Below are 24,225 nucleotides of genomic sequence, written 5' to 3' on the forward strand. Positions count from 1 at the left end.
ATGCCTTGGATCCAACTCAAACTGAACACCACCGGCAGCCAGGCGGAAGACCTGAGCGACGCGCTGGTGGAAAGCGGCGCCGTGTCGGTGACCTTCCAGGACACCCACGACAATCCGGTGTTCGAACCCTTGCCGGGTGAAACCCTGCTGTGGGGCGATACCGATGTGATCGGCCTGTACGACGCCGAAACCGATATGGCCGAGGTGGTGGCGATGCTGGAACAGCACCCGCTGCTGGGCGCCGGTTTCCGCCACAAGATAGAACAGCTGGAAGACAAGGACTGGGAGCGCGAGTGGATGGACAACTTCCACCCGATGCGCTTCGGCGAGCGCTTGTGGATCTGCCCGAGCTGGCGTGACGTGCCCGATCCTGACGCGGTCAACGTGATGCTCGATCCGGGCCTGGCGTTTGGCACCGGCACCCACCCGACCACCGCGCTGTGCCTGCAGTGGCTGGACGGCCTCGATCTGGCCGGCAAAACCGTTATCGACTTCGGTTGCGGCTCCGGCATCCTGGCGATCGCCGCGCTGAAGCTGGGTGCGGCGCGCGCTATCGGCATCGACATCGATCCCCAGGCCATTCAGGCCAGCCGCGACAACGCGCAGCGTAACGGCGTTTCAGAGCGTCTGGAGCTGTATCTGCCGAAAGACCAGCCTGCCGACCTGCTGGCGGACGTGGTGGTCGCCAACATCCTCGCCGGCCCGCTGCGCGAGCTGGCGCCGCTGATCGGCTGTCTGCCGAAGGCCGGTGGCCATCTGGGGCTGTCCGGCGTGCTGGCCAGCCAGGCGAGCAGCGTAGCGGAAGCCTACGCAGAGAAGTTCACACTCAACCCGGTCGCCGAGCGCGAAGAGTGGTGCCGCATTACCGGTCGCCGCAAGTAAGCGTCACGGTATAGTGCCCCTCTCGTCCACCGGCCCTGCGCCGGTGGATTTTTTTTGTCCGGCGATCGGCCCTCGGGCGGCACAAAATTTTATGCAATTTTTCGCCGCTCAACGACGGATCGCCCTGAGAATGCGCCTTCCAGGCAGGCTATCCCGGCAAAAATAGCGGGCGAATGCAGATAATATCCTGCGCAAAGGCGAATATTTTGCCGCACACAAAATAAGCACTTTTCATCAACTTATTGTAAAATATATATAATATTTTTATGAATCGCCGCGTAGCGTATTTTTCGTCCTAATATCGGGCCAATTGGTTAAAGTTTGGCCTTTCATCTCGACGCAAAAATGCGTAATATACGCGCCCTTGCGGACACAGTATGGTCACTCTTTGTCTATGCGCATTGGACACCACCAGCTTACTAATTGCCTGATTGCGGCCCCGATGGCCGGTATTACAGATCGCCCGTTCAGAACCCTCTGTCATGCAATGGGTGCTGGGATGGCTGTATCCGAAATGCTCTCCTCCAACCCGGAGGTGTGGCGGACGGATAAGTCGCGTCTGCGTATGGTGCATAGCGATGAACCTGGGATCCGCTCCGTGCAAATTGCCGGATGCGATCCTGATGATATGGCCGCCGCCGCGCGTATCAACGTGGCCAGCGGCGCGCAGATCATCGACATCAACATGGGATGCCCGGCCAAAAAAGTGAACCGGAAGCTTGCCGGGTCCGCTTTGTTGCAGTACCCGGATCTGGTTAAACGGATCCTCCACGCGGTGGTCGACGCGGTGGATGTGCCGGTAACGCTGAAGATTCGCACCGGCTGGGCGCCAGAGCACCGTAACTGTGTAGAGATTGCCCAACTGGCCGAAGACTGTGGTATTCAGGCCCTGACGATTCACGGCCGAACCCGCGCCTGTCTGTTTAACGGCAACGCGGAATACGACAGCATTCGGGCAGTTAAGCAGAGTGTTTCCATTCCGATTATCGCGAATGGGGATATTACTGACCCGCATAAAGCCAGAGCAGTGCTCGACTACACCGGGGCCGATGCCCTGATGATAGGCCGCGCTGCTCAGGGGAGACCCTGGATCTTCCGGGAAATCCAGCATTATCTGGACACTGGGGAGTTGCTGCCGCCGATGCCGCTTGGCGAGGTGAAGCGCTTGTTGATTGGGCACATTCGGGAATTGCACGGCTTCTATGGCCAAGGCAAGGGATTCCGGATTGCTCGTAAGCACGTGTCCTGGTATCTCCAGGAACACGCTCCGAATGACCAGTTTCGGCGCACATTCAACGCCATAGAGGATGCCAGCGAACAGCTGGAGGCGTTGGAGGCATATTTCGAAAATCTTAGCGTAAAAAAAGAGCTGACAGAACTATGTTCGAACAACGCGTAAATTCTGACGTACTGACCGTTTCTACCGTTAACTCACAAGATCAGGTGACTCAAAAGCCTCTGCGTGACTCGGTTAAACAAGCACTGAAGAACTATTTTGCTCAACTGAACGGTCAAGACGTAAATGACCTGTATGAGCTGGTACTGGCTGAAGTTGAACAGCCACTGTTGGACATGGTGATGCAATACACCCGTGGCAACCAAACCCGCGCAGCCCTGATGATGGGCATCAACCGCGGCACGCTGCGTAAGAAGCTGAAAAAATACGGCATGAACTGATACTAGTCAGTTAACGTGTTGAAAAGGCGCTTTATCTCATTTGATAAGCGCCTTTTTCTTTGGGGCACGCCCGGTTTGCAGGCAATAAAAAAGGCCGCAACGCGGCCCTTGGGGTAAAAAGCGGAGACCTTACTCGGTCGCTTTGTTTTTGAGGCTTTCCGCCCCTTGCTTGGTCTTGTCCCAAGCCTTCTCCGTACCCTGTTTGGTGGAGTGCCAGGCTTTTTGCGAGCCTTCGCTCACTTTACTGCCAACGCTATCGCTCTTGCCTTCGGCGGCGTGCTTGGCTTTCAGCTTCAGCTCTTCACCCTTGTCCTGAGACTGGTGCAGCTTTTCTTTGGCGGTATCCGCCCCTTTATGCGCCTCAGCGACAACCTCGTTGCTGGCGTGAGCGGCGGTGTCGGTCGCGGTTTCAGCAGCGAACACCGGGGAAGCGAGCAGCAGTGCAGACAAGGCAATGATTGATTTCTTCATAAGTCCCTCTTTTCTCAGATACGTGCCATTCGTCATGAAACAAGATGGCATGAAACGCCCCTTGAACGATTTAAGAATAGGACTAAAACCAAAAAAATCGATATAAAATTTTATTACAAACAGTTTTATTGATTTTTTATGCCACTAAGCAGCATGAGCGGGGAAAGCGCACGAAAAAGTTAAATTTTTCCTGTCACAAAACTATAATTTGTACGAATTTTTAACATGCACTAACAGGGATGGATTCTATGGTTGCCGCGATCATTATCGGCATTTTTATCATCAGCTTCCTCTACGCACACTCCCGCGGCAAAGAGAAACAAAAGCTTACCCGTCAGCTGTTCGATCACTCCACGTTTATGGGGCCGATCAACATGTTTATGACCGGTTTCTCCCGTTTGCCCGCCAAACAGCCCTATTTCGACGAAAAAGGCTTCCCGGAGCTGCAGACGCTGACCGACAACTGGCAGACGATCCGCGAAGAAGCGGTGCGCCTGCAGGATCACATCAAAAAGGCGCAGTCGCACAACGATGCCGGCTTCAACACCTTCTTCAAACGCGGCTGGAAACGTTTCTATCTGAAATGGTACAGCGACAGTCATCCTTCGGCGCAGACGCTGTGTCCAAAAACCGTCGAGCTGCTCAACCGCATCCCGTCGGTCAAGGCGGCGATGTTCGCCGAGCTGCCGCCCGGCAGCCACCTGGGTAAACACCGCGATCCTTACGCCGGCTCGGTGCGCTATCACCTGGGGCTGATGACGCCCAACGACGATCGCTGCTTCATCGAAGTAGACGGCGAGCAGCACAGCTGGCGCGACGGCGAGGCGGTGATCTTCGACGAGACCTACGTGCACTGGGCGCAGAACGCCACCGATCAGACGCGCATCATTCTGTTTTGCGACGTCGAGCGGCCAATGAAATGGCGCTGGGCGCAGGCAGTCAACCACTGGGTCGGCGCTACGCTGATGTCGGCGGCCAGTTCGCCGAACGACGATCAGGACCGCACCGGCGGCATCAACCGCATCTTCAAATACGTCAACGCGGTGCGCGATGCCGGCCAACGCCTGAAAGCGCGCAACCGCCGCGGTTACTACCTGCTGAAATGGCTGGTGATCGCCGCGATCTTCGCCGCGATTATCATTCCCAGCCTGTAAAACGCGCCAATCCTCAACTCAGGGGCAACGCGAATGAGAATATTCGCATGCCCCTCTTCCGCCACACCCCGTACCCTGTGTTAGCATAAGCATTCCTAGAGCCGCCTCCGCTGGCCAACAGCTATCCCTCCGAAGCCTGATAGCAGCGCAAACCGCCCTTCGAATGTAAATGTTTAGTCAATTATGGAATTCCGACTAAACCCTGGCCGTACCCGGGTGTCTGAGTAGTCGTATCGCTATCGAGTGGAACCTTTATGCGTTACAGCTTGCTGCCCCTTTTAACGTATAAAACGAGTTTCTATGAAATCAGCCAAAGCATTTCAACTGGCCTTGCTGCACCCGCGCTACTGGCTAACCTGGTTCGGCCTCGCTCTGCTGTTCCTGCTGGTACAGCTCCCCTATCCGCTGCTCTACCGTCTGGGGGTGTGGATGGGACGCACCTCGATGCGTTTTCTCAAGCGCCGCGTCACCATCACCCGTCGCAACCTCGAGCTGTGCTTCCCCGAGATGGACGAAGCGCAGCGCGAGCGCAAAGTGGTGGGCAATTTCGAATCCCTCGGCATGGGCCTGCTGGAAACCGGCATGGCCTGGTTCTGGTCAGATAAACGCGTCAAGCGCTGGTTCAACGTCTCCGGCATCAACCACCTCAAAATGGCGCAGCGCGACGATCGCGGCGTGCTGGTGATCGGCGTGCATTTTATGTCGCTGGAGCTGGGCGGCCGGGCGATGGGCCTGTGTCAGCCGATGATGGCGATGTACCGTCCGCATAACAACAAGGCGATGGAATGGGCGCAGACCAAAGGCCGCATGCGTTCCAACAAGGCGATGATCGATCGCAAGGATTTGCGCGGCATGGTGCATGCGCTCAAGCGCGGCGAGGCGGTGTGGTTCGCGCCGGATCAGGACTACGGCCCGCGCGGCAGCGTATTCGCGCCGCTGTTCGCCGTCGATAAGGCCGCCACCACCAGCGGCACCTTCATGCTGGCGCGCATGGCCAACCCGGCGCTGGTGCCGGTGGTGCTGATCCGCCGCGAAGGCGGCCGCGGCTACGACCTGCTGATCCAACCGGCTCTGGAAGACTATCCGCTCAGCGATGAACAGGCGGCGGCGGCTTACATGAACAAAGTGATCGAGAAAGAGATCATGCGGGCGCCGGAGCAATACATGTGGCTGCACCGCCGTTTCAAAACCCGACCGGCTGGCGCGCCCTCGCTGTACTGACCCTCTTTTTTTCAGCCCGGCCAACGCCGGGCTTTTTTGTGCGCCGCGTTTAAAAAATCTGCGGCTCGGGATCCCGCTTTCCTGTAATCTCCTTTTTTACCCGCACAGGAAAGGAAATGATGAAAGCTCAAGTCCGCATTGCTCTGGTCGGTGATTACAACCCGCAAGCCGTGGCCCACCAGGCTATCCCCGTGGCGATCCAGCTCACCGCCGCCCACCTCGACATCGACGTTCAGCCCCAGTGGCTCCCGACCGAAACCCTGACTTCCCCCGACGCGCTGCAAGATTTCGACGCCATCTGGGTGGTGCCGGGCAGCCCGTATCGTCACGACGACGGCGCCTTTATGGCGATCCGTCATGCGCGGGAAAACGACGTGCCGTTCCTCGGCTCCTGCGGCGGTTTTCAATACGCCATCGTCGAATACGCCCGCAATGTGATGGGCTGGCACGACGCCGGTCATGCGGAAACCGACAGCGGTGGCCGGCTGGTGATCGCCCCATTGAGCTGCTCACTGGTGGAAAAAACCGGCGACATCGTTTTTCAGCCTGACACCCGCGTCGCGCAGGCCTACGGCAGCCTGAACGCCCATGAAGGCTACCACTGCAACTTCGGCGTGAATCCGGACTTCGTCGCCGATCTGCAGCGCTTCCCGCTGATCATCAGCGGCCACGATGCCGAAGGCGACGTGCGCGCCATCGAACTGCCGGGCCGGCGTTTTTACGCCGCCACGCTGTTCCAGTCGGAACGCGCCGCGCTGCGCGGCGAGCTTTCACCGCTGGTGGTGGAACTCGTCAAAGCCGCCGCCAACGGGTAAAGCGCGATGAACCAAAAAAAAGCCCTCTTGCGAGGGCTTCACATATAAATAACGCGGTCAGTGCCGGATGAGCGCATTCAGCACGGCGCTGATGCGCTTTCCTAACCCGCGCCGGTTCGCGGCTTCCGACATCATGGTGACATGATCGCCATCGACCAAATTAACCGTTACCGCCGACGCCGGCAAATGCCCCTCCCAGCCGAGTGCCGAGCCGTCACGGCGGTTGTAACCCGCCGGCTTGATGCGCTGCCAGTAGGCTTCCAGATCGTCGTTCAGCAAGCCGGGCATCTCCTCCACCGCTTTAAACAGGTGCAGATTAAGGCCGAGCGGCCGGATGACGCTGGCGCCGACCAGGGTCGCATAGTGATAACGCTTGTGCCATAACGCGGCTTCCTTCAGCGGATCGTCGAGGAAAGTGCTGATGCCCTGGCCGTGCAGCACGGCCAGCGCCTCCTCCACCGACAGCGACTGCAGGCGAGCGAACAGCGCAGTCTCCAGCGTCGGATGTTCCACCTCCAGCCAACTGAGGAACAGCTGCGTCGCATCGCGCATAGCCTGCTGCGGCCGCATGGTGTCGAGCAGGCCCACCAGCGCCACCTCTTCCCCCTCCGCCTGCAGCCGTTCCGCCACCATGTAGGTCAAGATCCCGCCCGAAGAGTAACCGAACAGGTGGTAAGGCCCGCTGGCTTGCGTCTGTCGGATGACACCGGCAACGATCTCCGCCATCGTCTCCATCGTTGCCGGCGGCGCGTCGGTCATCGCTGGCCACGGCACGGCATAAATCGGGAACTCCGCATCGATCTCTTTGGCTATCTCATAAACATAGGAGTGATCGCCATAACCGGTCGGCATGAAGAAGACCGGCAGGCGCTGGCCGCTGCGGCGAGCCGGCAATGCCTTGAGCGGTTTTTCGCCCATGCGCTGCTCGACATGCGCCGCCAGATCCGCCAACACCGGGTGATCAAAGATCGCCTGTACCTGCAGTGCAATTCCCCACTGCTGCGCCAGACTCGCCTGGCGTACCGCCAACAGCGAGTGGCCGCCCAGTTCGAAGAAGTTGTCGTGCCTGCCAATCTGCGGCAGCCCCAGCAGCTCCGCCCACACCTGCGCCAACAGCGTTTCAGTATCGCCGCGCGGCGCTTCGTAGACTTCGCCAGCGGCGGCGGCCATCTCCGGCGCCGGCAGAGCCCGCCGGTCAATCTTGCCGTTTGGCGTCAGCGGCATCGCCGCCAGCCAGACAAAGGCCGCAGGCAGCATATAGTCCGGCAGCTGCGCCGCCAGGTGCTGGCGCAATTCACCGGCCAACCCGTCGCTCGCCACGTCCTCACGCACGCTGATCCAGGCGATCAACCGCGTATCCACACCGACGCAGTGGGCATCGACCACCGCTTCGTTCACCGCAGGGTGCGCCGCCAGGCGCGCCTCGATCTCTCCCATCTCGATGCGGAAGCCGCGAATTTTCACCTGACGATCGTTGCGTCGCTGATACTCGAGATTGCCGTCCGCCCGATAGCGCACCAGGTCGCCGGTGCGATACATTCGCCCACCCGGATTGAACGGATCGTTCAGGAAGCGCTCTGCGGTCAGTTCCGGCCGGTTGAGGTACCCCAGCGCCACGCCGACACCGCCGATATACAGTTCGCCGGTAACGCCCAGCGGCGCCGGTCGGCCGCGCGCATCCAGTACATAGGCGCAGGTGTTGCCGATCGGTTTGCCAATCGGCAAGCGCGTTGCGCCTTGCACATCGACGATCGTCGCCGTCGTCGCGAAGGTGGTCGCCTCCGTCGGGCCATAGGCGTGGATCACCTGTACCGGCCCCGCTTCCTGCAGCAGACGTTCGAAGGCGCGCGGTTCCTCTTTTTCCCCGCCGCAGATCAGATAGCGCAGCTGAGCCAGCGTCGCGCCCATGCTGTACACATACTGATTGAACAACGCGGTCGTCAGGAACAACGTCGTCACGCGATGTTGCGTCAATGCGGCGCTCAAACGCGCTGCATCCATCACGGTTTCCGCCGGGATCACCACCAGTTCGCCGCCGTTCAACAGCGCCGCCCACACCTCCATCGTCGCGGCGTCGAAGGCCGGGTTAGCGGCATAAGCCACCCGTTCGGTCGCATCGAACGCCGCATAACGGTTGTTGATCACCAACCGAGTGATGCCCTGGTGCGGCGTCATCACGCCTTTCGGCAGCCCTGTGGAGCCGGACGTGTACATAATGTACGCCACCTCACCGCTCGATAGCGCCAGCGCCGGGTCGTTCTCGTCACCGCCTGGGACCTCCGGCCGCAGCAGCGGCAAGGTATCCCCATCCATCGCTTCACCGACGATAAGGCGCACGTCGCTGTCCTCCAGGATCCACTGCTGACGTGCCGCCGGCAGTTGCGGGTCGATAGGTACATACACCGCGCCGGCTTTGAAGATCGCCAGTTGCGTCGCCACCAGATCGATGCTGCGCGTCAGACGCGTCGCCACGCGCTCGCCCGGTTGAATGCCGTGAGCGATCAGAGCATGCGCCAACCGATTAGCCTGGGCGTTCAACGCCGCATAGCCGATCCGACGGTCGCCTTGCACGATCGCGACAGCCTGCGGCGCACGCTGCGCCTGGCGTTCAAACAGCTGATGCACGCAAAGCTCTGCCGGATAAGGCGCCGTCGTCTGATTCCATTCCTCCAGCAGCAACCGGCGCTCAGACGGCGGCAGGATCTCCAGCTCGCTCGCCGGCAGGGTCGGCTGACTTTCCAACGCCTGCGCCAATGAGGCCAACGCCTGTTGCATATAGCCGCAGATCCTCGCCGCCGGCACCGGTTCGCTGACCTGCGCCGTCAGCCCCAGAGAGTCGCCGCCATCTTCCACCGACAGGACGAACGGATAGTTGGTGCGCTCCTGCGCGCTCAATAGCGTCATACCTTCCGGCAACACCAGCTCGCTGCCGTTGTTATGGCGATAGTTGAGCAACGCGCTGAACAGCGGCATCCCCGCCGCCACGCCGCTGCAGCTCTGTGCCAGCGCCAGCGGCGCGTGCTCATGATGCAGCAACCCGCTCAGCCGCGCGTGGGTCTGGCGCGCCGCCGTCGCCACATCGTCATCGCCGATGTCGAGGCGCAGCGGCAACGTATTGATAAACAGCCCCATCGCGCGCTCGGCGCCTTCCCCCGCCTGCATCCGCCCCAGCAGCACTGTGCCGAACACCACGCGGTCGTCGCCGCTGGTGCGGGCCAAGACCTGCGCCCAGGCCAAATGGCACAGGCTGGCCAGGCTCACGCCCAGCCGTTTGGCCTGATGCCGCAGACGTTCGTTCAGTGCCTTGTCGATGGGCTGGTGCGCCGTGGTGACGCCCTTGCCGTCGCCGCGCACGTTGCCGAGCCCGAACGGCAGCACCGGCTCTTCGATGTCCGCCAGCATGGTGCGGAAGAAGGTTTCATGCTCTTGCGCGCTGACGCTCAAACGCGCCTGCGCCACCGCATTGCGGAACGGTGGTGCGGCCCTCAGCTCAGCACCTTTGCCGGCGAGGATCGCGGCGATCTCTTCCTCGATCAATGCCGCCGTGGAATGGTCCCCCACCAGATGGTGCCATTGCTGCAGCATCCACCAGCCGCCATCGCTATCTTGCGCCACCACCACGTTCAGCAACGGTGCACGGCTAAGATCCAGGCGCGCATGCTGCGGATCGAAGCGTGCCAGCAGTTGCTCGCCAATCGCCCCCTGCGCCGGATCGAGCGTCAGCTCAGTCCACGGCAGCGCGGCGGCGCGCCAAACGACCTGTACCGGCTCGCGGATCGCCTCACTGATGAACGCCGTGCGCAGAATATCGTGACGATCGATCACCTGTTGCATCGCAGTCCGCCAACGATCCAGACGCTCGCGGTTCTCAAAGCGCAGCAGCGTTGACAACAGGTACGGATCGCCCCGCTCCGCCAACAGGTGGTGGAACAGAATCCCCTCCTGCAACGGCGACAGCGCATAGATATCCTGCACGTTGGCCACGCCGCCCGGCACGCGCGCCACGATGCTGTCGATCTCAACCTGGTCCAGCGAAGCCAGTGGCAACAGCTCAGGCGTAATGCGCTCGCTATCCGGCCGCAGCAGGTTCTCAGGGATCTCGATTTCGCAGCGCGCCTCCAGCGCCTCCGCCAGCGAGGCCAACGTCGGAGCGGTAAACAGCGTCTGCACGTTCGCCGTCAGGCCGCAGCGACGCAGCTCTGCGATCAGTTTCACAGCCAGCAGCGAATGCCCGCCCAGCTCGAAGAAATTGTCGTGTCGGCCGACATTCGGCAGACCGAGCAATTCGCCCCAGATCGCCGCCAACAGGGTTTCCGTCTCTCCCAGAGGCGCTTCATAACCCACGCGCGCAAAGTCGTCGGCCTGCGGCGCCGGCAGCGCGCGGCGATCCACTTTGCCATTCGGGGTCAACGGCAAGTCGGCTAGCATCAGACAGGCCGCCGGCACCATGTAGTCCGGCAGCTGCGCCGCCAAATGCCGCCGCAGCTCGTCTGTCAGCTCGCGGCCCTCGGCCTCGGCTTGCGGAACGATCCAGGCGATCAATGCAGGATGCGCGCCACGCACGTCTACCACCGCTTCGCGCACCGCCGGGTGCGTTTCCAGCAGGACTTCAATCTCGCTGCACTCGATGCGGAAGCCGCGGATCTTCACCTGCTGATCGTTGCGCCCGCAGTAATCGAGGTTGCCGTCCGACAGATAGCGCGCCAAATCGCCGGTGCGATACATGCGGCCCCCCTCGTTGAACGGATCCGCCAGGAAACGCTCGGCCGTGAGATCTTCGCGATTCAGGTACCCCAGCGCCACGCCCACGCCGCCGATATACAGCTCGCCAATCGCGCCCAGCGGCACCGGCTGACGGTGTTCGTCCAGCAGATACACCCGCGTATTGCCGATCGGCCGGCCAATCGGCAGACGGTGCCGCCCCGCCGCCACGGTAATGTGCGCCGAGGTGGCGGCAGTGGTGGCTTCCGTCGGGCCGTAGCCATTGATCAGCTGCACCCGGCCGCCCTCCCTCAGCACCCGGGTATAGGCATGAGGATCCGCCGCTTCGCCGCCGCTGATCAAGTATTTCAGCCCCGCCAACGTCGCGGGGATGCTGTGCGCATGCTGATTGAACAGCGAGGTCGGCAGCACCAGCACCGTAATCGCCTGGCGCGTCAGCAAATCGGCGAACGCCGAGGCGTCCAGCAAGACCGCCGGCGGCACCACCACCAGCGCGGCACCGTTCAGCAAAGCACCCCACACTTCCATCGTCGCCGGATCGAACGCCGGGTTGATGGCGAAAGCGATGCGATCCGAGTCGCTGAACTCCGCATAACCGTTATTGATCACCAGTCGGTTGATCCCCTGATGCGGCACCATCACGCCTTTCGGCTTACCGGTTGAGCCGGAGGTGTACATGATGTAGGCCAGATCCAGACTGTCGCTCGCCAATATCGGCGCGCCGGACGGCAGATCCGCGTCGTCGCTGTGAGGCAGACGGGCGACACCGACGCCGATCTGCGCGTCGTCCTCGCCGCCGTTCAGCAGCAGCACCGCGCCGCTGTCGGCGATGATCCAGTTTTGCCGGCCGGCCGGCAGCAGCGGATCAACCGGCACATAGGCCGCGCCGGCTTTTAGGATCGCCAATTGGGCGATCACCAGGGCGGCGCAGCGCTCAAACCGGACCGCCACCCGCTGGCCGGGCTCCACGCCCGCCTTAATCAGGCGCCAGGCCAGCCGATTGGCGCGCTCCGCCAACTGCTCATAGCGGATAAGCTGCTCGCCATCGATCAACGCCGTCGCCTGCGGCGTGCGCCGCGCCTGCTCGTCGAACAGCTGATGCACGCACGCCTGCGCCGGATACGCCCGTTCGGTGCGGTTCCACTCGTGCAGCAGCAGCTGGCGTTCGGCCGCAGGCAGCAGATCGACGCACGCCGCCGGCTGGTCAAGATCCGCCGCCATCGCTCGCAGCGCCTGCTGCAGATACGCGCCGTAGCGCGCCGCCGTGTCGCGATCGAACAAGGCGCTGGCGTAATTCAACGAGCCGACAATGCCGCTGCCGCTTTCCGCCAACTCAAGCGTCATGTCGAATTTCGCGACGTCATAGTTCAGCCCCGCATCCGTCGTTTGCAGGCCCGGCAATGCGATATCGCGCACCGAGCCGTCCTGCCAGGCCAGCATCACCTGGAACAGCGGCGTCGCGTCCAGCTGGCGCGGCGGATTGACCACCTCCACCACCTGTTCAAACGGCAGATCGCCGTTTTCCCGCGCCGCCAATACCGTCTCGCGCACGCGTTCGAGCAAGATTCTCAGCGTCGGCTCACCGCGCAGATCGACATGCATCGCCAGCGTGCTAACGAAGAAGCCGGCCAGCGGTTCGATTTCCAGCCTGCTGCGGTTGGCCTCCGGGGTGCCAATCACCACCTGCGGTTGGCCGGCCATGCGGGACAACACCAAACTCCAGGCGGCCAGCACCGTCATGAACAGCGTGCCGCCGTATTGGCGGCTCAACCGCCGCAGCGCGTCGGTGAGCGCCGCGTCGATAACCAGAGGCACCTCGCCGCCGGCGAACGACTGCATCGCCGGACGTGGCCGATCGGTCGGCAGCGTCAGCAGCGCCGGCACATCGCCCAGCGTCTGGCGCCAGAACGCCGCCTGCTCGGCCAACCGTTCCTGCGTCAGCCACTGGCGCTGCCAAACGGCATAATCGACATAGTGCACCACCAGCGGCGGCAGCGGAGACGGTTCACCGCGTTGGAAGGCACCATACAGTGCGCTCAACTCCCGCATCAGAATCCCGGTAGACCAGCCGTCGGAAACGATATGGTGGCAGGTCAGCAGGAACAGATGCCGCCGCTCGCTCACTTGCAGCAAGCAGGCCCGCACCAGCGGCCCCCGTTCCAGATCGAACGGCGCTTTCATCGCCGTTTCGGCCAACGCGTGCAAACGTTGCTCCGCATGACGCTCGCCGCGCAAGTCGTGATGTGCCAGCGGCATGGCCGCCTCCGGCAAGATCCGCACCTGAGGTTGCCCATCCTGGCAAACAAACACGCTGCGCAAGGCTTCGTGGCGGGCATACAGCGCGTCGAGGCTGCGTTGGAACGCCGGCGCATCCAGGTCGCCGTCAAGGCGCAACGCCAGCGGGATATGGTAAGTCTCGCCGATCCCACCCATTTGGCTCAGGAACCACAGCCGCTGCTGGGCAAACGACAACGGCAATGCGTCGTGACGTGGGGTCGGCACGATGGCCGTCGGCTGCGCCGCCCCCTCCCGTTCCAGCCACTGCGCCAACGCCTGCAACACCGGCGCGGCGAACAGCGCCGACAGCGGCAGCCGCCAGCCGGCCTGCTGCACCCGATTGGCCAACTGTACCGCCAACAGCGAATGTCCGCCCAGGGCGAAGAAATCATCATGACGCCCGACGCGTTCAACATTCAGCAACTGACGCCAGATGGACGCCAGCAGGCGTTCTCGTTCATTGGCCGGCGCTTCATAAACGGCGCGCGCGGCGGCCCCCAGCTCAGGCGCCGGCAGCGCGCGTTTGTCCAGTTTGCCGTTGGTGGTCAGCGGCAACGCGTCCAGCCACACAAAGGCCGTCGGCACCATATAGTCCGGCAGGCGGCCGGCCAGATGCTGGCGCAGCCGCAGCGCCAGCGTTTCCCGATCTCCCCCTTCGCCCGGCACCGCCCAGGCCACCAAACGTTTGTCGCCGCCGTTGTCCTGCCAGGCGTCAACCGTCACGCTGCGGACCTCAGGATGGTCCAGCAGCGCCGCCTCCACCTCACCGCACTCAATGCGGAAACCGCGAATTTTCACCTGCTGGTCGTTGCGCCCCAGATACTCCAGCTCACCGTTCGGCAGATAGCGCGCCAGATCGCCGGCACGATACATCCGTTCTCCCGCCACGAAAGGATCGTCGAGGAAACGTTGCGCATTCAGCTCCGGCCGATTCAGATAGCCGCGCGCCACGCCCAGCCCGCCGACATACAGCTCACCCACTGCGCCCTGCGCCACCGGCTGACCGTGTTCGTCAAGCAGATACAGGCGCAGATCCGGGATGCGGCGGCCGATCGGGCTGCCGCTGCCGGTGATGTCCGCCGGAGACATTTCCCGGTAGGTGACGTGCACCGTCGTTTCCGTTATGCCGTACATATTGATTAACCGCGGCGCGTCCGGCCGATTACGGGCATACCACGGCGCCAGATCGGCCGGATTCAGCATTTCGCCGCCGAAGACGATGTAGCGCAGCCGATGCGGCGTGTCGTCCTGAGCCTGAATGAACGCTTTAAAGGCGCTTGGCGTCTGATTCAGCACTGTCACGCCCTGGTGACAAACCAGCTGATAGAACGCGGGGGCGGAGCGCGCCGTTTCCTGCGGCACGATCACCAACCGGCCGCCGTGGCGCCACGCGCCCCAGATTTCCCATACCGAGAAATCGAAGGCGAACGAGTGGAACAGACACCAGACATCCCCGGCGTCAAAGCCGAACCCGGCGTCGGTCGCGGTAAACAGGCGCTCAACCTGACGGTGTTCCACCATCACGCCTTTCGGCTTACCGGTCGATCCGGAGGTATAGATCACATAGGCCAGATTGGCCGCCGTCAGCCCCGCAACCTGCGGATTGGCGGCCTCAGCACCCCAGTCCTCCTCGAGCGCCATCGTCGGCACATCGGCCCCGCTCAGCGCCGAGCGCCCTGCGGCGTCGGCCAGCAGCAACACCGGCTGGGCATCGTGTAAAATGTACTCCAAACGTTCGCCGGTATAAGCCGGATCGAGCGGCACATAGGCGCCGCCCGCTTTCAGGATCGCCAGCAATCCGACCAGCATCGGCGTGCCGCGCTCCGCACACAGCGCCACCAGACGATCGGGCCCGACGCCGCGCGCGATCAACACCTGGGCCAACGCGTTGGCTCGTTCATTGAGCGCCCGATAGCTGAGGCGTTCTTCTCCGCACACCGCGGCGATCGCCTCTGGCGTGCGCAGCGCCAGCCGCTCCAAGTGATGGTGCGGGCAGAGATCCGCCTGCGGTTCGTCCGGTGTCCGGTTCCAGCCATGCAACAACCGCTGTCGTTCGTTCTGCGGCAACAGCGCAAGCTGCGAAACCGGCTGCGGCGCCGCCAACGCGATGCTTTGCAACACCTGACGCAGATAGATCCCGTAGCGCTCGGCGGTTTCACGATCGAACAGCGCCGTGGCGTAATACAGCGAACCGGCGATCTCTTCGCCGATCTCGGTCAGATCCAGCGTCATGTCATATTTCGCCGCGGCATAGCCGGCATCGATCGCTTCCGCCTGCAGCCCCGGCAGGCCGATGTCGTGCACCGAACCGTCCTGCCAGCTCAGCATCACCTGGAACAGCGGAGTATGGCCGCGATGACGCGGCGGGTTCACCTGTTCAACCACCTGCTCGAAAGGCAGATCGCCATGATCGCGCGCCGCCAGCAGTGTATCGCGCACGCGCAGCGCCAACGTCGGCAAATCCGGATCGTCGGACAGATCGATGCGCAGCGCCAGGGTGCTGACGAAGAAGCCGATCATCGGTTCCGTTTCCAGCCGGCGGCGGTTGGCCTCCGGCGTGCCGATCACCAGATCGCGCTGCCCCGACAAGCGGGACAGCACGACGCTCCACGCCGTCAGCAGCGTGATGAACAGCGTGCACCCCTGACGCAGGCTGAATTGCCTCAGCGCCGCGGTCAGCTCGGCATCGAGCGAGATCGCCACCCGATCCCCGGCGAATGACTGCACCGCCGGGCGAGGGCGGTCGGTCGGCAGCGTCAACAGCGCCGGCGCATCGCCCAGCGTCTGGCGCCAATAATCGGCCTGCTTCGACAACCGCGCCGGCTGCAGCCATTGCCGCTGCCAGTGGGCGTAATCCGCGTACTGCAACGCCAGCGGCGGCAGCGGCGACGGTTCGTCGCGACACAACGCGCCGTACAGCGCGCCCAGCTCCCGCAGCAGGATGCCGTTCGACCAGCCATCAGAAATGATGTGGTGACAGGTCAGCGCGAACAGCTGTTCATCGTCGCTCAGCCGGATGAGGCAGGTGCGCAGCAGCGGGCCGCCGGCCAGATCGAAGGGCGCCGCGACCTCTTCCCGCATCAACGCGGCGGCGCGCGCCTGCGCATCCGCGACGCCGCGCAGATCGTGGATCGTCAGCGGCAAACCGGCGACCGGCAAAATGAGCGCCTGCGGCTGGCCGTCGCGGCTGATGAAAACAGTGCGCAACGCGTCGTGGCGCGCATAAAGCGCGTCGAGGCTGCTCTGCCAGGCGTCCAGATTCAGCGGTCCACGCAACCGCAGCGCCAGCGGCATGTGGTAAATTTCGCTCATGCCGTCCAGCTGGGTCAGGAACCACAGGCGCTGCTGAGCGAACGACAGCGGTAAGGCCGCATCGCGCGGCGCAGGCAGAATCGGCGGCAGGCTTTCCGCCTGCGTGATCTGGCGCGCCAGCGCCTGCAGAACCGGGTTGGCGAACAGCGCCTGCAGCGACAGCGGCAACCCGCTTTGCTGCAGGCGGTTGGCCAAACGCACCGCCAACAACGAATGGCCACCCAGGGCGAAGAAGCTGTCGTTGCGGCCAACCTGAACCACGCCCAGCAGTTCTTCCCACAGCACCGCCAGACGCTGCTCAACGTCCCCCTGCGGCGCCTCGTAAGCTTCACGACGATAGGCCTCGCCCGACGGGTCGGGCAATGCGCGGCGATCGAGCTTGCCGTTTGGCGACAGGGGCAGCCTCTCCAGCAGCACGCAGGCGGCCGGTACCATGTAATCCGGCAGTTTGTCGGCCAGATGCCGACGCAGCGTCTCCGCCAGCGACGCCTCCTCGGCGCCCTGCTGCGGCACCACCCAGGCGATCAGGCGTTTTTCACCGCCGTCGCCGCCGCGCGCATCCACCACGGCTTCGCGCACCTGAGGATGCGCGGCCAGCGCCGCCTCTATCTCGCCGCATTCGATACGGAAACCGCGGATCTTCACCTGCTGATCGTTGCGGCCCAGATACTCGATATTGCCGTCCGGCAGGTAGCGAGCCACGTCGCCGGTGCGGTACATGCGGCCGCCGTGACCGGCATCGAACGGATCGGCCAGGAAGCGCTCCGCCGTCAGTTCAGGCCGGTTGAAATAGCCGCGCGCTACCTGGATGCCGCCGATATACAGCTCGCCAACCGCCCCCAGCGGCACCGGCTGCCCTTGTTCATCAAGCAAATAGATCCGCGTATTGGCCACCGGCCGCCCAATGGGCACCGACACCAGCCCGGGTTGGCGGGTGCAGTGCCATGCGGTCACGTCCACCGCCGCTTCGGTCGGACCATAGAGGTTATGCAACTCGACATGCGGCATCTGACGGTAGAACTCCGCCACCAGCGAGGCGGGCAGCGCCTCGCCGCTGCACATGACGCGCGCCACCTGCCCACAGCGGCGGCTCGCGCCTCCATACAGCAGAAAGCTTTGCAGCATCGACGGCACAAAGTGCAGCGTTGTCACGCCATACTGTTCAATGGCGCGGCTCAGGTACTCCGGATCCTTGTGGCCTTCCGGGCGCGCCATCGCCAGACGTGCGCCATACATCAACGGCCAGAAGAATTCCCACACCGAGACGTCGAAGCCGAACGGCGTTTTCTGCAGCACCGTATCCGCCGGCGTCAATCCATAAGCCTCCTGCATCCAGATCAGGCGGTTAACGATGCCGCGATGCTCATTCATCGCGCCTTTCGGTTTTCCGGTCGAGCCGGAGGTATAAATCACGTAGGCCAAATGATTGGGCTGCGCGCGCGGCGCCGGGTTATCGGCTTTCAGATCGTCCGGCAACGGTTCTTCCAGCGCCAGTAGCGGCACCGCGTGTTCGCCCAGCGCCGCGCGGCCGGCGGCGTCCGCCAGCAGCAGCACCGGATCGGCGTCCTGCAGGATATATTGCAGACGTTCGCCCGGATAAGCCGGATCCAGCGGTACATAGGCGCCGCCGGCCTTGAGGATACCGAACAATGCCGCCACCATCGCCAGACTGCGCTCGGCGCATACCGCCACGCGGCAATCCGGCCCGACGCCGCGCTGTATCAGCGCGTGCGCCAGGCGATTGGCCTGCGCATTCAGTTGGGCGTAGCTCAGTTCGGCGTCGCCGCAGACCAGCGCCACGGCGTCCGGCGTGCGGCGCACCTGCGCTTCAAACAACGCATGCAGGCAGACATCCTGCGGGTAAGGCTGCGCCGTTGCGTTCCAGCCGTTGATCAGCAAAGCGTACTCGTCGTCCGGCAAAATCGACAGTTCACGCACCGGCATTTCTGGCGTGTGTTCCAGCGCATTCACCAGAGCGGTCAATGCCTGTTGCATATAGCGGCACACCCGCGCGGCTTCGATAGGCTCGATGACCTGCGCCGTCAACGCCAGCGAGTCCATGCCGTCGTCCACCGACAGCACGAACGGATAGTTGGTGCGTTCGTCCGCGCCGATCAGACTGACCCCTTCCGGCAGCGCCAATTCTTCCCCGTCGTTGTGACGGTAGTTCAGCAGCGCACTGAACAGCGGTGCGCCGCTGTTCACGCCGCTGCAGCGCTGCGCCAACGCCAGCGAGGCGTGCTCATGCGCCAGCAAGCCGCTCAGGCGCGCATGCGCCTGCCGCACCGACGCCTCAACGCTGCGCCCGTCCATATCCAGCCGCAGCGGCAGCGTATTGATGAATAGCCCCAGAGCCCGGTCGGCGCCTTCGCCCGACTCCATGCGGCCCAGCAGCACCGTGCCGAACACCACGGCATCACGCCCACTGGTGCGCGCCAGCACCTGCGCCCAGGCCAGATGGCACAGGCTGGCCAGGCTGACGCCCAATCGCTTCGCCTGTCGACGCAGGCCAGCATTCAGCGCAGGCGCCAACGCCAGACGGCCGGTATTGGCGCACTGTCCGTCGCCGTGTACGTTGCCGAGCCCGAACGGCAGCACCGGTTCGTCGATATCCGCCAGCATGCCGCAGAAGAAACGCTCATGTTCCTGTTCGCTGAGCCCCAAACGCGCTTGCGCCACCGCATTGCGGAACGGCTGCGCGCAGGCCAGCGTATCGCCGCGTCCGGCCAGAATGGCGTTAACTTCTTCTCCCATCATCGCCAGCGTCGAGTGGTCGCCAATCAGGTGGTGCCACTGCTGCAAGACGTACCAGCTGCCGTCGCTCTCTTCGGCGATAACGTAATACAGCAGCGGCGCACGCGTCAGATCCTGCCGGATCCGCCGGGGATCGAAACGCGCTTCCAGCTGACGGCCGATCGGCCCCTCGGCCGGATCCAGCGCCAGCTCGATCACCGCTAAACGCGCCCGACGCCAGACAACCTGTACCGGCTCGGACAACCCCGCGCCGACAAAAGCCGTGCGCAAAATGTCATGACGATCCACCACCTGCTGCATCGCCGCCAGCCAGCGATCGAAACGCGCCCGGCTGTCGAAACGCAGCAATGCCGATAACAGGTAGGGATCGCCCTCTTCCGCCAGCATATGGTGGAACAAGATGCCTTCCTGCAACGGGGAGAGGGCGTAGATATCCTGTACGTTGTCGATGCCGCCCTCCACGCCGTCGACGATCTGATCGATCTCCGCCTGAGTCAGATCGGCCAGCGGCAACATCTGCGGCGTGATTGCGCGGCAACCCGGCGCAATCCGATTTTCCGGCACCTTAATCCGCTGCTGCGACACCAGCGTTTGCGCCAGAGCCGACAGCGTTGGCGTGGAGAACAGCGCCTGAACGCTCGCCGACAGCCCGACCTGGCGCAGCTGCGCCATCAGCTTCACCGCCAGCAGCGAATGACCGCCCAACTCGAAGAAGTTGTCATGACGCCCCACGCGTTCAACGCTCAGCAACCCCTGCCAGATCTGAGCCAGCAGCGTTTCGGTTTCCCCCTGCGGCTCGACATAGTTTTCACGCATGGCGGCATCCGGTGCCGGCAGCGCGCGCCGATCCAGTTTGCCGTTCGGCGACAGTGGCAACGCCTCCAGCCACACAAAGGCCGTCGGCACCATATAATCCGGCAGCGCTGCAGCGAGCGCCCGGCGCAGCGTCTGCGCCAGCGCCTCGCGTTCCGCTTCCGGCTGCGGCACGACCCAGGCCACCAGACGTTTGTCGCCTTCGCCATCAGTGAGCGCATCCACCACCGCGTCGCGCACGGCGGCATGCATAGCCAGCTGCGATTCGATTTCACCGCATTCAATGCGGAAGCCGCGAATTTTTACCTGCAGATCGTTGCGGCCCAGATACTCCAGGCTGCCGTCCGGCATATAGCGCGCCAGATCGCCGGTGCGGTACATGCGGCCACCCGGCGCGAAAGGATCGGCCAGGAAACGCTCCGCCGTCAGCGCCGGCAGGTTCAGGTAGCCGCGCGCCACCTGCGCGCCGCCGATATACAGCTCACCCACGGCGCCCAGCGGCACCGGCTGGCCATATTCATCCAGCAAGTACACCCGGCCGTTGGCGATAGGCCGGCCGATTGACGGCATCGCCGCACCGACCGCCGGCTCGCCCGACGTCGCTACCACGGTCGTCTCCGTCGGCCCATAGTTATTCACAATGGTTACGCCAGGCGGCGCCTGCAGCGGCCAGCGGCGAATGCTGTCGCCGCCGATCAGCAGCATCCGCAGATCGGCTGGCATTTCGCCCATCAGTGCGATCTCAGCCAGCGGCGTCACCATAAACCCGACCTGCACACCGCTGCCGCGCCACCATTGCAGCAGCGCTTCGCCATTGCCCGCCGCCTCTGCCGGCGGCAGCAGCAGCGTCGCCCCCTGCGTCAACGTCGGCCAGATTTCCCAAACGCTGGCGTCAAAACCCAACCCCGCCATGCTGGTCGTTCGCTCGCCAGCCTGCAAACCGGTCGCTTCGCAGTGCCACATGATCAGGTTGATCAGGTGCGCCTGCTCCACCATTACCCCTTTCGGTTTGCCGGTCGAGCCTGAGGTGTAAACCACATACGCCAGGCTGCCTGGCTGCGCGCGCGGCGGCAGGTCGTGATCCTGCTCTGGCAGTGCGTCTTCCAGCGCCAACAACGGCGCTGCCACCGCCCCCAGCGCGGCGCGGCCGATACTATCCGCCAACAGCAGCGCCGGCGCGCAGTCCTGCACGATATAGTGCAGACGCTCAGCGGGATAAGCCGGATCCAGCGGCACATAGGCTCCGCCGGCTTTCAGGATCGCCAGCAGTGCGACGATCATCTCCGGGCTGCGCACGGCGCAGACCGCTACGCGGCTTTCCGGCCCTACGCCGCGTGCCGTCAGGTAATGCGCCAGCCGGTTGGCGCGCGCGTTCAATTCCGCATAGCTCAGCGACATCTCCCCCTGAGACAGCGCCGGCGCCGTTGGTGTACGCCGCACCTGCGCTTCAAACAGGGCCGACACGCTCGACGCCGGCGGGAAAGCCCGGCGGGTGCGGTTGAGCTGGTTGAGCAATAGCTCTCGCTCCGCCTGGCTCAGTAAACGTTCGCCGCGCACCGGCGCATTCGGCGCCGCGGCGGCCTGCCGGAGCAGCAACAGCAGATGCTGCGCTGCACGCAGCATTTGCTCGTCCCCCACCACGGCGCTGTCGTACACCCAACGGAAAGCGCCGTTGCTTTCATTGATTTGCAGCACCGCCCGGGCACCGGAGCGTTTAACCGCCGCTGCGCCCTCCTGGGTTTCGTCGAACCCCGGCGCGGTGTCGCGACCCAATAGCGCCACAACGGTTGACCAGGCGCGCGAACGCGTGTCCAGGCCGAGCAATGCCGGATGGTAGGCCCGGCGCGCGCGCGCCTGCTGCCATTCGCGTCGCATCTGCGCCTGCGCCTCGGCGAAGCCCTGCATCGGATTCAGCGAGATCTGCAGCGGCAGTGTCCAGACCTGGCCCAGTTCGCCGATGACGTCGTCCGTCGCGTTCAGCCAGCCAAGTTGGAAATCACTTTCGCCGCCCATCAATCCCAGATACAACGCCAGCCCGGTCAACACCGCGTCAACCTCGATCTTGCCCGCGTGTTGCCAGGCCGTAGCCTGCCATACCGGCTGGGCTTCGTGCTGCCAGGCTACCGGGAACGCCGCCGGGGCAAACTGCGCCAATCGCGGTTGCCAGAAGGCCGCATGGAGCCCGCCGGCCGCCTGCATCTCCTCCAGCCGTTTCGCCTGCGAAGGGCCAAGCAATGGCAACCGCTCGCCCACCGCCAGGCCGCGCAGCTGCGCCAGCGCTTCCCCCGGCGCCAGCTCGCCCTCGGCGGTGAACCAGCTCCCGATCCGCACCGTCCCTTCCGCCGTGGCGATATTCCAGCCCGCATCGTCGACGCTGAGCAGCGTACCGGGCGCCGCATCGCCGGCGTCATGCAGCATTTCCAGGCGTCCAACGCCCAGCGCCCGGTCGGCCAGCAGGATTTTCAACGCGCAATCGCCCGACGGATGGTCGAGTGACGTCGCGAGGCGCACCAGTTCAGCGGCAGGACGATCCCAGCGGATGAAGCCGGCTGCCGGCGGCAGTCGGCGAAGATCGTAGAAACTGCCGCTGACGTCCGTTTCAGGCTGCGCATGAAGCTGTTGCATCACCTGAGCGATGCTGCCCTCAGGCTGCTCACATAGGCTCCGCAGAATAAACTGGAAACGCCGCTGTAAACTCTCAAGCTGGCTTAATGAATGGGCATGCGGCGCATCGGCAAACATGACGTCCAACTCCTGCGCCTGCTGATCTTCGTAAAACAGAATTTGCATATCGCTGACGGCGATGTTGCCGCCGTAATACCAGCGTGTCTTACATCCCCAAAACGGATCGCCATGATCAAAGGAAACGATATTAATGGCGGGGCCAAACCAGGATGAGCTCATGGTGCTGCGATCGCGACGAATGTCTTCACCGCGATATAATTGCCGGCGAACCACTTTGGCTATTTCCGCCGCGACCTGTTGTGCGAAATCAGCCAGATGACTTTCAGGGTTAATGGTTAAAATCAGTGGCACCACATTCGCGGTCATGCCAATACTGTTTCGCTCTCGCGTACCGGTCACCGGCAGGCTGAAATTCAACAAGGTCTGACCAGTAATACTGTGGAAACATAACGCGACGGCCGTCGCCAATATATGAGCGCGATGCACGCCGGCTTTTTCCGCCCCCCGATCAATCGCCGCTATCTCATTTATTTTTAATGTGTGACTGCTGATTTGCATGGACGAATAAGGGACGAGTTTCTCCTGACGCGTCAGGCTATGAGGCGCGGCGAGCGTATAACCCTGCCAGAACTGTTTATCGGTAGTGAAGCGGGAAGAATCGCGGTACTGCAAGTCGTGTTCATAAAGCCGGGTAAAACTGCAATTGCTGAATTCAGGAATGTTTTTTTTCTCAGCTAATGCGTTGTAATACAGCGCGATACGACGCATGAACTCTTCGGCGCTGCGGCCATCCACCAACATATGGTGAAAACGTCGGTAGAGGATATAGTTGCCCGGTGCCAACGTCAGTAAGGCAAAACCGAACAGGTCCTGATCCAGCGCGGAGATCACACGATCGGCATCTTGCCGCATCCAGCGCTGCGCCGCCAGCTCAGGGTATTCCTGGCTGCTGAAGTCATGCACGGAAAGCGGATCATGACTGCGCACCGCACGGTATTGATAAAGCTCGCCGTCTTGTTCGGTGAAATGGGCCTGCATCGCCGGCGTTTCTTCAATGATCGCGTCTATCGCCTGGCGCAGCAGGGCTATCTGCAACGGCCCTTGTATTGTGCCGTATCCCCACATATTGAACGGCAAGCCTTCAGACATGCTGGCGCTCAGCCAAAGCTCGCGCTGAGCGGTGGTAATTTCATGCAGCTCAACTTTCTCCGTTGCGGCCTGAGACCCTGCACGGAATTCCCCACTCTTCACATCAGTTTGTTTGTTCATAATATTCTCTAGCACGTTTTCATTACGTTAATGAAAGGGACCGTCCGGATTTAGGCAAAACCTGGCCGCCCGACAGTTCAAGTCAGAATAAAAAAACCGTAGAAAAGCTGGGTCTCCCCCAACTAAGAAAGGATAAAATGGCTAATCCAGAGGTCCCCCCTGTGCCTCAATTT

The 24,225-nt window shown here is 62.8% G+C and carries 8 protein-coding genes; 6 read left to right on the plus strand and 2 right to left on the minus strand.

What is annotated here, in order from left to right; translation table 11 throughout:
• The 3 genes from prmA (at position 1) to fis (ending at position 2,559) form a co-directional block, all read left to right on the plus strand.
• Positions 1-882: a 50S ribosomal protein L11 methyltransferase gene (gene prmA, locus ACJ8IP_RS18230; protein WP_164106551.1), complete on the plus strand. Its 882-nt coding sequence runs from the start codon at positions 1-3 to the stop codon at positions 880-882.
• A gap of 394 nt (positions 883-1,276) precedes the next feature.
• Positions 1,277-2,281: a tRNA dihydrouridine synthase DusB gene (gene dusB, locus ACJ8IP_RS18235; protein WP_033644443.1), complete on the plus strand. Its 1,005-nt coding sequence runs from the start codon at positions 1,277-1,279 to the stop codon at positions 2,279-2,281.
• Positions 2,263-2,559, plus strand: a complete 297-nt coding sequence (gene fis, locus ACJ8IP_RS18240; RefSeq protein WP_000462905.1) for a DNA-binding transcriptional regulator Fis — start codon at positions 2,263-2,265, stop codon at positions 2,557-2,559. The genes dusB and fis overlap by 19 nt, the downstream gene beginning before the upstream one ends.
• Positions 2,560-2,688: 129 nt before the next feature.
• On the opposite strand, the gene ACJ8IP_RS18245 is transcribed toward fis, so the two are convergent.
• Positions 2,689-3,030: a hypothetical protein gene (locus ACJ8IP_RS18245; protein WP_016930249.1), complete on the minus strand. Its 342-nt coding sequence runs from the start codon at positions 3,028-3,030 to the stop codon at positions 2,689-2,691.
• A 248-nt stretch (positions 3,031-3,278) separates the two neighbouring features.
• Here ACJ8IP_RS18245 and lpxO point away from each other — a divergent pair, with 248 nt between their 5' ends.
• The 3 genes from lpxO to ACJ8IP_RS18260 all read left to right on the plus strand — a co-directional run bounded on the left by lpxO (position 3,279) and on the right by ACJ8IP_RS18260 (position 6,220).
• A complete protein-coding gene (lpxO, locus tag ACJ8IP_RS18250) occupies positions 3,279-4,184 on the plus strand; it encodes a lipid A hydroxylase LpxO (protein ID WP_033651231.1) in 906 nt (301 codons plus the stop codon).
• Between the two features lie 300 nt (positions 4,185-4,484).
• Positions 4,485-5,405 carry a kdo(2)-lipid IV(A) palmitoleoyltransferase gene (gene lpxP, locus ACJ8IP_RS18255; RefSeq protein ID WP_033651230.1) on the plus strand — a complete coding sequence of 307 codons (921 nt, stop codon included), beginning with the start codon at positions 4,485-4,487 and terminating at the stop codon, positions 5,403-5,405.
• Between the two features lie 116 nt (positions 5,406-5,521).
• Positions 5,522-6,220 (plus strand): CTP synthase C-terminal region-related (seleno)protein, encoded by a 699-nt coding sequence (locus ACJ8IP_RS18260; RefSeq protein WP_439332684.1) that lies wholly within the window; start codon positions 5,522-5,524, stop codon positions 6,218-6,220.
• 57 nt (positions 6,221-6,277) lie between these two features.
• Here ACJ8IP_RS18260 and ACJ8IP_RS18265 read toward each other — a convergent pair whose 3' ends face one another.
• Positions 6,278-24,052: a non-ribosomal peptide synthetase gene (locus ACJ8IP_RS18265; RefSeq protein WP_273974402.1), complete on the minus strand. Its 17,775-nt coding sequence runs from the start codon at positions 24,050-24,052 to the stop codon at positions 6,278-6,280.
• Between the last annotated feature and the right edge of the window lie 173 nt (positions 24,053-24,225).

This window comes from Serratia sp. CY52157 (assembly GCF_052168495.1).
Taxonomy (GTDB): Bacteria; Pseudomonadota; Gammaproteobacteria; order Enterobacterales; family Enterobacteriaceae; genus Serratia; species Serratia ureilytica.

Coding starts and splice junctions, on each gene's coding strand:
- ACJ8IP_RS18265 (WP_273974402.1), bottom strand. CDS start 24,052: ATGAACAAACAAACTGATGTGAAGAGTGGGGAATTCCGTGCAGGGTCT.
- lpxP (WP_033651230.1), top strand. CDS start 4,485: ATGAAATCAGCCAAAGCATTTCAACTGGCCTTGCTGCACCCGCGCTAC.
- ACJ8IP_RS18260 (WP_439332684.1), top strand. CDS start 5,522: ATGATGAAAGCTCAAGTCCGCATTGCTCTGGTCGGTGATTACAACCCG.
- prmA (WP_164106551.1), top strand. CDS start 1: ATGCCTTGGATCCAACTCAAACTGAACACCACCGGCAGCCAGGCGGAA.
- dusB (WP_033644443.1), top strand. CDS start 1,277: ATGCGCATTGGACACCACCAGCTTACTAATTGCCTGATTGCGGCCCCG.
- ACJ8IP_RS18245 (WP_016930249.1), bottom strand. CDS start 3,030: ATGAAGAAATCAATCATTGCCTTGTCTGCACTGCTGCTCGCTTCCCCG.
- fis (WP_000462905.1), top strand. CDS start 2,263: ATGTTCGAACAACGCGTAAATTCTGACGTACTGACCGTTTCTACCGTT.
- lpxO (WP_033651231.1), top strand. CDS start 3,279: ATGGTTGCCGCGATCATTATCGGCATTTTTATCATCAGCTTCCTCTAC.